This window comes from Gynuella sunshinyii YC6258 (genome assembly GCF_000940805.1).
Lineage (GTDB): Bacteria > Pseudomonadota > Gammaproteobacteria > Pseudomonadales > Natronospirillaceae > Gynuella > Gynuella sunshinyii.
Map to the genome: position 1 here is coordinate 3,573,367 of NZ_CP007142.1, position 16,129 is coordinate 3,589,495.

Genomic DNA, 16,129 nt, shown 5'->3' on the forward strand with positions numbered 1-16,129 from the left:
TTGTCGTGACCCAACAGACACGCTCCCACGAAATTGCCCGCCGACTGGCGGCACTGCCGGCAGAACAGCAACAGCTGTTCCGCCGCAAACTGGCCGAACAGGGCATCGACAGCTGGCAGTTGCCGATTGTGCCGATGTCCGGACAGGGCGCTCTGTCATTCGCTCAGCAGCGTTTTGTCATGGCCGAATCCATGAGCGCGCGGGCTCTTTATAACTTATGTTCGGTGCTGCGCTTTGATACACAGCTGCAACCTGAGCGTTTGCAACAGGCACTGAGCCGGCTGGTACAGCGGCACAGCATACTGCGCACTGCCTACCATCAGCCGGAACCCGGTCAATGGCAGGCCGAGCTGCTCGATCAGCCCTGGTCCGGTCTGCAACAGCAGGCTTTGGCTGCGGTTGCCGATGATGACTGGGTGCAACAGCGTTATGAGGCCGAGCTGGCCGAGCCGTTGGACCTGCAACAATGGCCGTTTCGGGCACGCCTGTATCAGGATGACAGCGGCTATTGGCTGTTTTTTACCGTGCATCATGTCGCGTTTGATGCCTGGTCGGCGCAGATACTGGTGACTGACCTTTGTGCGTTGTATGAGGCTGATGAAACTTTGCCGGCACTGCCGATTCAGTATGCTGACTACGCCGTCTGGCAGCAGCAGTGGCGCGATGGTGATGACTATCAGCGCCAGCGAAACTACTGGCAACAACAGCTCGATGGTCTTCCGACACATTTGAAACTGACTACAGACTACCGCCGCCAGCCGCTGCATGCGCGTGATTTTCGTGGCGACATTGCCACTCTGGTCTTGGACGAGGTGCTCAGTCGACCGTTGCGCCAGCGCGTTCGAGCCCTCGACAGCACGTTGTTTATTTATTTGCAGACTGCCTTTGCCTGGGTGTTGTCCCGGCACAGTGGTCAGCTGGATCTGTGTATCGGTTCATCGGTGGCCAATCGCGGCCGGGCAGAGCTGGCAACCCTGGTCGGCCCGTTACTGAATACCCTGGTACTGCGTCATGACCTCACTGCCGATCCATCTTTTCAGCAATCGCTGCAACGCAGCCAGCAATTGATCGCAGCCGCGTATGATCATCAGGATCTGCCGTTCGAACACTTGCCGGAGCTGCTGCAATGGCGTCATGACCCACTGCACTCGGCCATTATTCAGGTGATGTTCGTGCACGTGGCGCTGCCCGTCAGCCAGCGTCTGACTCTGGGTACCAGTACCGCCGATGTGCTACAGCGGAGCCATAAGCATGCCCGCTTTGACCTGACTTTGCGGGTGGTGGAAACCGAACAGCGTGAAGACATCCACCTTGAACTGGAATTTGCCGCAGAACTGTTCAGCATAGCCACTGTCAATCGCTGGCTGACGCAGATGCAGCAGTTGTTGCAGAGCACGCTGACGCAGCCGGATCTGACTTTGTCACAATGGCGCTTCGAACAGGATAACAGCCGGTTGGCAGGCGAGCCGCTACCGGAAAAGCCACAGGATCTGTTGGCGCGGGTGCGGCAGTGGAGTCAACAGCGACCGCAGGCCATCGCCCTGGAAGCCGGCGATGAACAACTGTCCTGGGCTTTGCTGCATCAGCGCTTGAACGAACTCGATCATTGGCTGCAACGGCACAAACTTCGGCGTGGAGATCGCCTCGGCATTGCGCTGGCGCGGTCACCCTTGCAGGTGGCCCTGATGCTGGCGTGCTGGCGGCGTGGCATCGTGACGGTGCTGCTCGATCCGCGCCAGCCGGCGCAGCGTCTGAACACCGTGCTGACCCAGGCCGATGCCCGGGCGGTGGTAATGGCCGGGCAGCTTGATGAGGTGCAGGCGGTGCCGGGTCTGCTGCTCAAAGACTGGCCGGCAGACTTGGATAATACAGATTTTATACCGTTATCTTGTGAGGTGGATGTCTCCGCTGCGGGCGATACTGACGCTGATGGCACTGGCGTTGATACAACGGATGAGGCTGATAGCGCCGATCACGCTACCGCGCCGGCATACCTGTTGTTTACCTCGGGGTCCACGGGTGTTCCCAAAGGCGTAGTGGTGAGTCGCGGTGCGGTCAATCACTATTGCGCAGCCATCGCTCAGGCTCTGGGTGATACCGGCCATTCTGAAACCCGTTGGCTGACTTTGGCCACCACCGCTGCGGATCTGGGTATGACCTCGGTGCTCGCAGCGCTGTATCAAGGACAGACATTATTGCTGCCGCCTGCTGAGCTGGCCTTTGATCCGCCGGCATTGGCGGAATTTCTGCATCAGCGACCTGCTGACTGCCTCAAAATCACGCCATCGCATTTAAAAGGGCTGCTCAGTGTCGAAGCACCGGAGCGGATATTGCCACGCCAGCGGCTGATTCTGGGTGGTGAGGGCAGTGATATCGAACTGATCCGGCAGATCCGCGAACTGGCCCCGGTGCTGACGATTATCAACCATTACGGTCCCTCGGAAACCACGGTTGGCATCAGCTGTACCGATCTGAGTGACTGGCATGGCCTTTCCGGGCGCGCCGCACCGCTCGGACGGCCGCTGCCAGGTATGGTGGTGGAGATTCGTGATGACCATGGCCGGCCAGTGCCGCGAGGGCAGGCGGGTGAGCTTTATATCCAGGGACCACAACTGGCTGAGGGCTACTGGCAGCAACCGCAACAGACCGACGCAGTGTTTGTGACTGACCACTGCGGACGCTGGTATCGCAGCGGTGATCAGGTACGTATCAATGATACCGGAGACCTGGAATTTCTCGGGCGGGCGGACGACCAGATCAAACATCGCGGCTACCGGCTGGAGCTTGGCGAAGTACAGCAATGGCTGCTGTCACGGCCTGAGGTAGAGCAAGCGGTGGTTATGGTCCGGCAGGACCATGCCCGGCAGCTGCTGGTGGCCTATCTACAGCCGGCAGAACTGGATCTGGAAACTCTTAAACAGGCCATGCAGGCAGCACTGCCTGATTACATGGTACCGGACCGCTGGTGTCTGCTTGACCAGATCGGCCTGAACGATAACGGTAAAATCGACCGTCAGGCCTTGCCATGGCCACTGCCCGAATCGAAGACCGAAACCTCATCGGCGACACTGACACCGGCACAGGCCGAACTTGCCGAACTCTGGAAACAGATATTGGGCGTGGAGACAGTGACCTCCACCGATGATTTTTTTGCCCTTGGCGGCGACTCCATTCTGAGTCTGCAACTGATTGGCCTTGCTGCCAGACAGGGGGTTCGACTCTCGCCGGCAGCCGTCAGCGCCCATTCGACCCTGGCAGCGATGGCAACCCTGTGGCCGCAACCGGCATTATCTACCAGCGTTGAAACCTTGTTGGAACTGTATCGGGACATCCTGCAACAGCCAGCGTTGGACGCCAACGCCGACTTTTATCAGGTCGGTGGCGATTCCATCCTGAGCCTGCAACTGATCGCCCGTGCCCGCAAAGCCGGGTTGGTCATCAGCCCAAGACAACTGGCCCAAATGCCAACCCCCGCAACCCTCGGCGCCTGGCTGGATCAACAACAACGCCCAGTCAGTCAAGGCACTCATGGGACACCCACTTCGGCAGGCACTCATGGGACACCCACTTCGGCAGCCGCCGTTCAGGGGACACCCACTGCAATTTCAGATACTCATTGGACACCCACTTCTACCGTTCAGGGGACACCCGCCGTTCAGGGGACACCCACTGCAGTTTCAGATACTAATGGGACACCCACTTCTACCACTCATGGTGCTGCTCATGGGACACCCACTTCAGCAGCTGCCGTTCAGGGGACACCCACCATAGCGGACCCGGTCGATTGCCCGCTGCGGGAACATGCTCATGGGACACCCACTTCAGCAGCCGCCATTCAGGGGACACCCACCGCAGATGCTCATGAGACACCCACTTCAATAGCTGCCGTTCAGGGGACAATAGCTGCCGTTCAGGGGACACCCACCATAGCGGACCCGGTCGACTGCCCGCTGCGGGCGGATTCTGATCAGCCGGTGCCGTTGTCGCCGGCGCAGAAGCGGTTGTGGTTTTTGCAGCAACTGGAGCCGGATAGCCGCAGTTATCATGTGACCCAGTTGTTTGACGGGCAGGGACCGGTCAATCATCAGGCGCTGAAACTGGCGGTGAATGGTTTACTGAGCCGGCATCCGATTCTGCGTTGCCGGATGTTTGAGGCAGATGGCGAGGTCTGGCAGCAACCGCTGGCTGATTCGCCCGAGGCTTTGCGGATAGCCGATTCCGGTGATGCCAAAGCTTTGTTGGATCAGGCTTTAGCCCGGCAGTTTGATCCGGCGGCTGGCCAGTTGATCTACGTTGATCTGATTCCGCGTGAACGGGATCGGTGGTGGTTGCTGGTCAGTCTGCATCATCTGGTGACCGATGGTTGGTCCATGGGATTGCTGGTGCAGGATTTTCTGGCTTTGTATCAACAGGCGGACAGTGGCGAGGTGCCAAAACCAGTCACCGCTCGACCGGATTTTCTCGATTGGATGGCCTGGCAGTCACGCCAGAGCGGCAGTGATCAGGATCAGCAGTCGCGGCAATACTGGCTCCAGCGCCTTCACGGCATGCCGCAGGAGCTGGCGTTGACGACGGTCCATCCCTGGCCGGATCAGCAGACCGATTCGGGTGAGGTCTGGGAGTATCGTTTTGATGACTCCGTTACCCAGACCCTCGATCAATGCGCCAGACAGTTGCGGATCACGCCGTTTCAGCTGCTGCTGGCAGCCTGGCGGTTGTTGTTGTGGCGCTACAGCGGACAGACCGATTTTGGCATCGGTGTGCCGGTGGCGGGCCGTGATCATCCGGCCAGTCAGCAGATGGTCGGATTGTTTGTGAATACTCTGGTTAATCGTGCAGTGATTCAGCCGGATGCGGTCTTCAGCCAGTGGCTGTCTCAGTGCCATGAGGTGTTTCAGCAGGATCTCGAACATCAGCAGTTGCCGTTGCAGTCATTGCTGGAGGCATTGCAGCCGGAACGCAATCTGGCCCGGCCGCCATTGTTTCAGACGTTGTTTAATTATCAGTCCGACTATCACGGGCAACGGCAGATGACGTTGCCGGGCCTGCAATTAGAGGCGGTGAGTGCCGCTCGCAGTGCCAAATTCGAATTAAGCCTGAATCTGTTCCGTCAGCAGCATGTGCAGATGGAGATAGAGTTCAACAGCGATCTGTTTGACCGGCCCTGGATCGATGCCATGGCGGCGGATTATCTCGCCCTGCTGCAACAGATCTGTGAGCAGCCTGATGCCTGTATCGATCATTATCAGTTGCCGTCCATGACGGTGCCTGACAATCCTGCTGCTGAAGCCATTGCCGCGACTGAGGATTTTCTGCAGCGGTTTGAGCAGCAGGTAGCACGACAACCCCATGCCACGGCCGTGGTGGCGCAGGTTTATGGCGACGGGCAGATGCAGCCCATCAGTTATCAGGATCTCAATCGCCAGGCCAATCAGCTGGCTCATTGGCTGTTGGTGCAGGGAATCGGAGCGGAGCAGACCGTAGCGTTCTGTCTGCCACGCAGTCATGCATTGCTGGTGACTTTGCTGGCGATTCAGAAGGCCGGGGCGGCTTATTTGCCCCTCGATCCCGATCATCCACCGCAACGGCTCGATTATATTCTGCAACACGCCGGCCCGGCGCTGTTGTTAACGGCTGAAACGCTGCCGACAACGGTCAAATCGGTGCTCTGGTCTGCGGCCATGGCCGAAGCCGTGACCCTGACGGATGAAAATCCGGTGGTTGAACGTCATCCGGCCAGTTTGTTGTATTGCCTGTATACCTCCGGTTCGACCGGCAAACCCAAGGGCGTGGCGGTGGAGCGGCGGCAGTTTGCCAATTTCCTGACCGCCATGGAGCAGCAATTGCCCCGGTTTCAGCGGGTTCTGGCATTGACGACTATTACCTTTGATATCGCCGGGCTGGAATTGTGTCTGCCACTGGCGACCGGTGCCACGGTGATTCTGGCACAGGAAGATGCCCGTCGTGACAGCGAAGCTCTGGCCGCATTGATTCAGAGCTGGGAAGTGGATCTGATTCAGGCGACCCCCTCGGGCTGGCGATTATTGCATGAATTGCCGGCCGATCAGCTGGCGGGAATTACCGCGCTGGTGGGCGGAGAGGCATTGGACCGGGAACTGGCACGGCGACTGAGTCAGCATTGCCGGGCCTTGTTTAATGTATACGGGCCGACCGAAACCACCGTATGGTCGACGTTGCAGGTGGTTTCCGGCATGGAGGATGTGAACCTCCGGCCGTTGGTACTCATTGGCAGGGCGTTGCGCAATAACCAGTGTTACGTGCTGGATCAGCGTTTGCAGCCGGTGCCGATGGGGGTGACCGGGGAGTTGTATATCGGTGGCGCTGCGGTGACCCGGGGCTATCTGCATCAGCCGGAGCTGACCGCTGAGCGGTTTGTGCCAAATCCTTTTGATGACTGTGGCGGGCGGCTGTATCGCACCGGTGATCTGATCAAAACGCTGGCCGACGGACGCTTGTATTTTGTCGGCCGGGTGGATCATCAGGTGAAACTGCGGGGCTTTCGGATTGAACTCGGTGACATCGAAAGCCAGTTGCTGGCGCACCCGTCGATTGCTCAGGCGGCGGTCTGTGTCTGGCCGCAGCAGCAACAGTTGCAGGCGTATTGTGTCATGTCGCCGGAGCAGGATTTCGATCCTTCAGAACTGCATCGCCACTTGCAGGCCCGGCTGCCTGAATACATGTTGCCCAATGGTTATCAGGTGTTGTCCGAACTGCCTCTGAACGCCAGTGGCAAAGTGGACCGCAAAGCGCTGCCGGAGCCCACCCGGCAAGCGGATTCCGGGGCGTCTCAGAGCATGTTGCAGGGCGCTTCCCAGCGCTTGCTGGCACAGGTCTGGCAGCAGGTATTGGGTCTCGCGGAACCGGGGCCGGACAGTCATTTCTTTCAATCCGGTGGACATTCACTGCTGGCGGCCCAGGTCCGTGCGCGATTGCTGCAACAAGGCTGGTCGTTACCGTTGAAGGCGATGTTTGAACACCCGCGGCTGGCGGAGATGGCTGAGCATATGAGCGCTGTCGAGACTCATCATATTCCGAAGCTGTCCCATTCCGGATTTATACCGTTATCTCATGCGCAGCGGCGCTTGTGGTTTATGCAGCAGCTGGAGCCGGCGGATGCCAGTTTTAATATGAGTTTTGCCGTTGAGTTGCACGGCGAGCTGTCAGCGGCACGGTTACAGGCGGCGGTTGATGCGGTGGTGGCGAAGCATGACATTCTGCGGGTGACTTATCACCAGCACGAGGGCGAGCCGATGCAGCGGCTGGAGCCGCAACTGCGGGTGGCTGTCCAGTTACAGGATTTGCACGACTGCCCAGCCGAGGCTGTGGCGGAGCGATTGGATCAGGCGGCCTCCGAGGTGTTTGATCTGACCCGTGATGCGCCATTGCGGGTGTATCTGTATCGACTCGGGGAGCAGCGCTGGCTGTGTCAGTTGATCCAGCATCATATTGCGTCCGACGGCTGGTCCGGCGAGCGTCTGATCGCTGATCTGACCGAAGCCTATCAGCAGCTGACGACTCAGGATCAGGCGCAGCTGCCACCGTTACCGGTGCAGTATCTGGATTATGCCTGCTGGCAGCACAGCGAGGCAGTCCAGCAGCAACAGGCTCTTGGATTGCACTGGTGGCGGGAGAATCTGCAAGGGATTCCAGCGCAGCTGGCGCTGCCGTTCGATCATCCACGGCCGGCTCAGGGGGGCAATGAAGGCGACGCCATCGTGCTGACGCTGACGACCTCGCAGACCGAAGCCCTGTATGCCCTGGCAGCTCGCTACGAGTGTTCATTGTTCATGGTGCTGGCGGCGTTTTACAGCAGCGTGATTTACAGCGAGAGCCGAAGCCAGGATCTGGTCATCGGCACCGATGTCGCCAACCGTGAGTTGCCGCAGACCGAGGCGCTGATCGGGTTTTTTGTCAACCTGATTGCCTTGCGTTTCCGGCCCCGGGCGACGTTGACCTTTGGCGATTATCTGCAACAAGTGAAACAGGTCTGTCTGTCCGGTTTTGAGCATCAGCATGTGCCGTTCGAGCGGGTGGTGGAAGCCGTTCGCCCGCAGCGCATTGCTGGTCAGCATCCGTTGATTCAGGCCTTACTGGTGATGCAGAACATGCCAGCGGCGCAGCAGTCCATCGAGGGACTGACGGTTATCCCCAAACCCGGCCGCCAGCGTCATTCCAAATTTGATATGGCGTTATTTGCCAGCGAACGGACTGAAGCGTCCGGGCGTGCCCTGGAACTCCGCTGGGTCTATCGCCGCAGCCTGTTTGAGGCGACCACGATCACCCGCATGAGTACCACTCTGACGACTCTTATTGATCAGGCTGTGCAGCAGCCACAACTGTTATCAACCACTCCGATGACTGCCCTGGTGGCGGCATCGAGTCGTACATCAATGAATGCTATGGAATCTGAACCCATGTCTAGTGAATCCGTTTCCTCTGAAACACCGCCGGTAGCGGCCAAGTCAGCCAAGCTGAGCAAACTCAGCAAAATGAAAACCAGCCGTCGCGACCATCGTCAGCCGGCAAATCAGGCTCCGCGCATCCATGTTGCACCGTTGTCCGCTGAACGGCCGTTGCCGTTGTGTGTGGAAAATCAGGAGCCAGGGCTGGACCCGGTGGCCTGGGCCAATGGCCATCAGCAGCAGATACTGAGCTGGCTGGAGCAATATGGCGGCATTCTGTTTCGTGGTTTTGATCTGCCGACGCCGGTGGCGTTTGAGGCCTTCTGTCAGGGGATGTATCCAGAGCTGTATGGCCGCTACGGAGATCTGCCGAAAAAAGAAGTGGGGCGGAACATTTATCAGTCCACGCCGTATCCGAATGATCAGATGATCATGTTTCACAACGAAAGCTCTCACCAGCACCGTTGGCCACGGCGGCAGTGGTTTTATTGCGAAATCGCCGCAGCAGAAGGCGGTGCCACGCCGATTGTCGATTGTCGGGAAGTTTATCGCCGGCTACCGGTGGATATCCGCGACAAGCTGATGCGCAAGGAACTCCGGTATGTGCGTAATTTCAGCAACCTGGATGTCAGCTGGCAGCATTTTTTCAAAACTGATAGCCGTGAAGCGGTAGAGACCATCTGCCGTGAAGGTGGTATCGGCTTTGAATGGTACGGCCAGGACAATCTGCGTATCAGTCAGAACTGTCCGGCCATTATCCGTCATCCGGTGACCGCTGAAATGAGCTTCTTCAATCAGATCCAGTTACATCACGTCAGTTTTCTGGAGTCGGACGTACGCCAGTATCTGCTGGCTGCCGGAGGCGAGGAGAACCTGCCCCGTAACGTTTATTACGGTGATGGTGAGCCCTTGGAGCAGAGCACGGTTGATCTCATCAGTGAGCTGTACGAATCCTGTGCTGTGCGTTTTCAGTGGCAACCAGGTGATGTGGTCATGGTTGATAACATGCTGGTGGCCCATGCCCGCGATCCATTCAAGGGCGAACGCAAAATGGCCGTGGCCATGGGGGATCTGTATCAGCACAGTGATCTGCCGGCGGTTGACGGGGAGGAATGCTGATGACCAGTCTCATTCAAAACGGCTCTGCCTTAACTCTGCAACAACAGCGATTTGAACCTTCTGCGGCGGCGATGTTCTGGCTTGATCTGGGACAACAGCCGGAAGCCCTGGTGGAATCACGGTTACGTGCCTTGATACGCCAGCATGAAATTCTGGCTACGGTGTTTGGGGAACAGTCGGGTTTCCATGGCTTACGCCAGAGTGTCATTGATGGCCAGCTCGATTTTCGCTGTATCAGCGGGGATCAGGACGAACAGCTTGTGGCCGAAGCCGTCTCGGTATTTGCTGATCAGCAACCGCAGTTGCTGGCCTGGTTCTGGCCGGGAGATCAGAACAACCGGCTGTTGCTGGTCGGTTCCGCCATGCAGCTTGATCCTGGTTCGGCTGCCAATATCGGCCGCTGGTTGCAGGCACCTGAGATGCCTGAAGAGGTGGACATGCAGTACCTCGACTATGCCGACTGGATAATGGATTTACAGCAGGAGGACGACGCGCTAACCGCCCGTACCTTCTGGCAAGGACTGGAACTGACCCGGCTGCCGGCCATTCAGCTGGCGGAACCGTCTGGTTTGCCAAGCCAGCGGTATCAGTCTGTGTGTCGGCCCATAGAGGCAGATCTGGTGGCGGCCATGGCGGATGTCAGTCAGGCCTGTGACAGTTCGGTGCCACAACTGCTGCTCACCGTCTGGGCGGCGCTGTTGAGTCGCCTCAGCGGACAATCTGAGTTTCAGCTCAGTCTCTATCACGACTGCCGGCAGAATTACGATGAACTGGCGGACACTCTGGGTGTGCTGACCCAGCCGATTCCGATGCCTTTTCATGAGCTGCAACAACAGTCTTTGAACCGGCAATTGCCTGCGCAGGAAGTGCTCTGGCAGCAGATGCTGGAATGGCAGGAGTATGTGGGCGTGGTCGAAACAGAGCATCGTAGCGAGGTTGCGGGATTGTACTGGCAGGCGCGCTCAGCAGCCGAACTGGAGCTGCTGACTCCGGCTGGCAACTGCGGCCTGTTACTGCACGGATGTGCCGACGAGCAGGGTGGTGGCTGGCAATTATTCTATGATCAGGGACGCTACCGTGGTGCAACAGCTGATCAACTGTTGCGGCGGTTTGAGCACTTGTTAAAGCAGGTGTTGGCTGCGCCGGATAGGCCTTTGGGTGACTTCGACCTGCTGCTCGAAGGCGAGGACTGCGGATTGACCGGTAGCGGTCTGCAACAGCCTGCGGCCGGACACTTTATGCATCAATGGCAACGTTCGGTCGAAATGGCACCAGGATCAGCAGCACTGCAATGCCAGACCGATGTGATCAGCTATCGTGAACTGGATCAACGCAGTGACCAATTGGCCGCGGTACTGCAACAGCACGGAGCCGCGGTTGGTACTCTGGTGGCGCTGGACCTGCCACGACAACCGGCATTTGCCGTGGCGTTACTGGCGGTCTGGAAAACCGGAGCCGCCTATCTGCCACTCGATCCCGACCAACCCATTGGCCGACGGGCAATCATCGTCAAAGATGCCCGCCCGGTTGTCATCCTCAGCCAGGATACTGCCGTATGGGACGGCGCTTTATGGGACACCCACTTAAACGATGCTTCGCAGGACATCCACCTGAACCATTCAGGGGACACTCACTTAAACGATGCTTCGCAGGACATCCATCTGAACCGTTCAAACCATTCAGGGGACACCCACTTAAGCGACACTTCGCAGGACACCCATCTGAACCATTATTCAGGGGACACCCACTTAAGCGACACTTCGCAGGACATCCATCTGAACCGTTCAGGGGACACCCACTTAAATGACACCTATGGCAGCGCTGATCTATGGCGACCGGTGGTGCTGTCGCCTGATCAACTGCCGGCATCTGGTGTGGAGCTGGCAGCCCCGGAGTATCGCATCGAGGATCTGGCCTATGTGTTGTACACCTCAGGTACCACGGGCACTCCGAAAGGCGTTCAGGTCAGTCATCGGGCTCTCAGTCATTATTGTCAGGCAGCGATTGAGGTACTGGAGCTGCCATTGGGCGGTCATTACGGATTGGTGTCATCGCCGATGGCGGATCTCGGCAACACCATGCTGTTTCCATGCTGGGTTCAGGGCGGCTGTTTACATCTGCTGGATAAAACCAGTTCCACCGATGCCGGCGCGTTTCAGGCTTATCTGGCCCGCCAGCCGCTGGATTGTCTGAAGATCGTACCGGCGCATTTTCTGGCTCTGAGTGAAGGCCAGCCGTTGGCTCGGGTGTTGCCGGTGCAGCGTTTGATATTGGGTGGCGAGCGTATTCCTTTGCATCTGCTGGAGCTGTTGTCAGCGCATGCCGGATCATGCCGGGTGTTTAACCATTACGGTCCGACGGAAACCACTGTCGGAGTGTTGTGGCGGGAAGTTGATCTGGCCGCCGCGCCGTTGCGCAGTTCGCTGACCGGGGTTATGGGCGACAATCGCGTCTATCTGCTCGATGAGCAGTTGCAACCGGTGCCGCCCGGTCAGGTCGGGGAGTTGTATATTGCCGGACCTCAGCTCAGCCTGGGCTATTTGAATGACCCGGTTCGCAGCGCCGCAGTATTTTTACCGGATCATCGGTACGGTCAGCAGCGCATGTATCGCAGTGGTGATCTGGCAGTGAAATGCAGTGATGGTTCGCTGGAGATTCTCGGGCGTGCTGATCATCAGGTAAAAATCCGCGGATTTCGCCTGGAACCGGCGGAAGTGGAAGCCACGTTGATGACCCATCCGGCCATTCAGCAGGCCAGTGTCCTGGTACAGGGACAGGGGGAACAGGCAAGGTTGTGCGGTTTTGTGGTGCCGATGGCCGACGCTGGTGACGATGAATCCACTCTGAAAACCTGGCTGGGCGAGCGCTTGCCCGATTATATGGTGCCGGCCCGGTTGATGACGGTGACGGAGATTCCGTTGAACGCCAACGGCAAGGTCGATCGCCAGTTGTTGCTGGAGCGAATGGAGCAGCAACACCGGCGTCAGTTTGTCGCGCCGCGCAACGATACCGAACAGCAGATATTGACGGTGTGGCAGCAGGTACTCGGGCAGGATGATGTCAGCGTGATGGACAACTTTTTTGATCTTGGTGGCCATTCGCTCGCGGCCATTAAAGTCATTGCCCGGTTACGCAGTCATTTTGACCGTGAACTGCCCACTGACTTATTGTTCCGATTACAGACCGTGGCGGCGCTGGCAGAACTGTTGGGGCAGGGAGAATCGGCATCGGTGCAGCCGCCTTCACGTTTGCTGCCTTTGAGTCAGGCAGCCCAGGGCCCTGCCATCGTGCTGATGCATTCTATCGGCGGCCATGTCCGCTACTATCAACCCATGGTGGATCGCTTGCAGGGGCGCTTCAATGTCTACGGTTTACTGGCAAATCCGACACTATTGGTCAACACCCCGGCCGAACAATGGCCGTTACTGATCGAGGATTATCTGCAACAATTACAGCCGTTGAAGTCTCAGCCGCTGGTACTGGCAGGCTGGAGTCTGGCGGCCAGAATGATGATGATTCTGGCGGAGGCCTTGCAGCAACAAGGGTTTACTGTACAGACCCTGGCATTGATCGATTACGAACCTGGCAAGGATCTCGATAACGCCGATGATGAACAACAGCAACTGCTCGAAGATATCCAGCATTATTGCCGTGAACACGGGATCGAAATCAGCGCTGGCGACTGGCAGCAATTGCAGAATGCAGTCGCACAGGATTACGCCTCAGGCCTTAAACAGCTGCTTGCCAATGAGCACTTTCATCAGGCTCTGGGTGCGGAAGTCCCGGTGGAATGGATACACGAACGCATCATGATGCGTTGGGCGGTCAAGAAGGCATTCTATCTGGCACCCATGCCAGTGTTGGATATTCCTTGTCTGGTCTGGCGCAGTGACGATAATCCGGCCGCCGTGGAAGCATGGCAACCATATAGCCGACAGCCACTGAAAGGCTGGTCGATCAAAGCAAACCATTACAGCATTCTGGAGTCTGAACAATTGGTTGTGCAGTTAACGGAAAACATAACATGAACATGATGAAACAACTGCTGGCGCAGTCCAAAGGCACCATGATGCTGGCGGTTCTGGCCAGCCTGTGCAGCGCCGCCGCCGGTATTACCCTGGTGGGCGGTATCAACCATGCGCTGGAAAATGGCATCCACTCACTGGCTGGTTCCGGAGGATTTTATCTGGCGCTGGTGGCGCTGCTGTTCGCCAGCGGCGTGTGGTCGCAGATATTGCTGGTGGGACTGGGCCATAAAATGGTGTATCGGCTGCGTTGCCGATTGGTGGAACGTATTCTCAACACTCCGTTGGCACGGCAGGAAGCACTGGGTGCTCCAGCGCTTTATAACGCTTTGACCCGAGATGTCACCATGGTGGCCAATGCCACCAGACAACTGCCGGTTTCCCTTTACAACGGCTTGCTGCTGGTAACGGGTTTGGCCTATCTGGCCTGGTTATCACCATTACTGTTTGGCGGTCTGGTGATACTGGTCGGATTGGGAGTATGGGGGGATTTTCGTCTCGCCGGACGTATTAAAACCATGATGCAGAAAGTGCGCCGGCTGGATGATGAATTATTCAGGCAATATGAAGCGGTGGTGGAAGGGCGTAACGAACTCGGCTTAAGTGAGCCCCGCCGCCGGTTTCAGTTTCATCAGCGTTTTAAACCCCAGGCACAGCAAGCCAGAGACACAGCCATAAAAGCGGAGGTGCTGTGGGCCATCAATCTTAACTGGACCACGGTACTGGTGTTTGCGCTGATCGGAATGATCTTTTTTGCCGGCCTGGCAGTGGAGACCGTTTCCCAGGAAGTCATCGTCGGCTATGTGCTGGCGATTATGTTTTTAAGAACGCCGATTGCCATGATCCTGGATGCCATTCCGGCGGTCATTCGTGGCAACGTGGCACTGCGGGCGATAGACCGGTTGCAGCTAGGTGAGGCAGAGAGCGGCATATCCGCGCCATCAGAAAATGCGGCAATACAGGCACCTGCGTTTGAATCCCTGCAATTGAAACAAGCCTTATACCGTTATCTTGATCAAGGTGATGAAGCCGGGTTTCAGCTCGGGCCGGTTGATCTGGACATTCGATCCGGCGAACTGATCTTTTTGATTGGTGGTAACGGCAGCGGTAAGTCCACTCTGGCAAAACTGTTAACCGGCTTATATTTACCCACCGATGGCTCTGTCAGCCTCAATGGCGAGCCGTTGACGGAACAGACTGCCGCACAACATCGCAGCTGCTTTGCGGCGATTTTCCCCAACTTCTTTTTGTTTGATGATGTACTGGATGCCACCGGTGTTGGCGCAGACCACCCGCGCATCCAACACTACCTCAAGCGACTGGCGATTGATCATAAAGTGACCGTGGAAGACGGTAAATTATCCACCAAGGCGCTCTCTCAAGGACAACGAAAACGACTGGCCTTGTTGCTGATGTACCTCGAAGATCGTCAGGTATTACTGCTGGACGAATGGGCCGCAGACCAAGACCCGGTATTCCGTGAAGTTTTCTATCGGGAAATACTGCCAGAACTCAAAGCTGCCGGAAAAACCGTAATCGCCATTACCCACGATGACCGATATTTTGACGCCGCCGATCGTTTGTACAAACTCGAACAAGGCAAAATATTTGAATTCGTGATTGGCAGAGACCAGGTGTTTGGGGTGACGGAAAAGCTTAAGAATAGTGGGGCGGTTTGAATGCCACATCAGTATAAACAACGAAGTGCATAGTGCGCATCATCACCATGGCAACTGCAGTATTTGTGTTAAGGAACCTGTGGATGAAGGGCAGAGTTTAAGTAAGAGGGGAATCCATAAATTGTCTCTTGTAAGCTGCCGATTTGATGAATATCTCTGTGGAGTCGAAATAATTGATATTGTAAAGAATAGGCTTGTTTTGTGTTTGAGAGAGCTGTTAAATGCCGTCTTTCCGGTCACTTGGTTTATTTTAGTTGAAACTATGTACTCAAGATCAGTTAATAAACATCACATGGAATTAGTTGTACCATCACAAGAGTTTAAGTCTGCCTTTGAGCGTTTCTACGATGACTTCGCTCAAAACGATGTCGAAAACGCTGAGTATTACCTTGAAGGTAAAGCTGATTTTCCGAAATATGTTCAGCATTTGAGTGATGAAGCAGCTGGTTTAAATCTGCGTGAAGGCCATGTGCCATGCAGTCACTTTTGGCTGATAGACAATGAAAAATCTATCTTTGGTGCAATTCGAGTTCGTCACAATATCGATAATAACTTTCTCGCCTTCGAGGCTGGGCATATTGGTTACGATATAGCTCCTTCACACAGGGGAAAGGGTAACGGTAAATTAATGCTTAAGTTGGCAATATCAAAAGCAGCAGAACTAGGCATCGAAAGAGTGCTGCTGATCGCAGATGAGGATAATTTTGCGTCACGAGGCGTCATCGAAGCCAATGGTGGTAAGTTTGAGAAAATCGTTATAGGTCAGGTTTTTCCACATCCTTTGGCTAGATATTGGATTAACTGTAAGTAACCAGCTTTGACGGTACATTGGAAAATCAAAGCAGCGTACTTCATCTGCTAAAGGCTTTGTATTCCGTTGTTG

General features: G+C 56.5%; 4 protein-coding genes. All 4 read left to right on the plus strand.

Translation table 11 applies throughout. The features are described 5' to 3' along the window. Positions 1 to 5: 5 nt before the first annotated feature. The 4 genes from YC6258_RS15400 to YC6258_RS15415 all read left to right on the plus strand — a co-directional run bounded on the left by YC6258_RS15400 (position 6) and on the right by YC6258_RS15415 (position 16,057). Positions 6 to 9,542, plus strand: a complete 9,537-nt coding sequence (locus tag YC6258_RS15400) for a non-ribosomal peptide synthetase (protein WP_044617772.1) — start codon at positions 6 to 8, stop codon at positions 9,540 to 9,542. Beyond that, the gene (locus YC6258_RS27405) at positions 9,542 to 13,570 is read left to right on the plus strand and encodes an AMP-binding protein (protein ID WP_052830318.1); all 4,029 of its coding nucleotides are present in this window, start codon (positions 9,542 to 9,544) and stop codon (positions 13,568 to 13,570) included. Before YC6258_RS15400 ends, YC6258_RS27405 begins: the two co-directional genes overlap by 1 nt. Beyond that, positions 13,567 to 15,246, plus strand: coding sequence for a cyclic peptide export ABC transporter (locus YC6258_RS15410; RefSeq protein WP_044617773.1), 1,680 nt, complete (start codon positions 13,567 to 13,569; stop codon positions 15,244 to 15,246). Before YC6258_RS27405 ends, YC6258_RS15410 begins: the two co-directional genes overlap by 4 nt. 79 nt (positions 15,247 to 15,325) lie before the next feature. Continuing rightward, positions 15,326 to 16,057 (plus strand): GNAT family N-acetyltransferase, encoded by a 732-nt coding sequence (locus YC6258_RS15415; protein ID WP_245626940.1) that lies wholly within the window; start codon positions 15,326 to 15,328, stop codon positions 16,055 to 16,057. The last annotated feature ends 72 nt before the right edge of the window (positions 16,058 to 16,129 follow it).

What these genes read in the sequence shown, in the direction of transcription:
- YC6258_RS15410 (WP_044617773.1), top strand. Translation starts at nt 13,567, where the DNA reads ATGAACATGATGAAACAACTGCTGGCGCAGTCCAAAGGCACCATGATG.
- YC6258_RS27405 (WP_052830318.1), top strand. Translation starts at nt 9,542, where the DNA reads ATGACCAGTCTCATTCAAAACGGCTCTGCCTTAACTCTGCAACAACAG.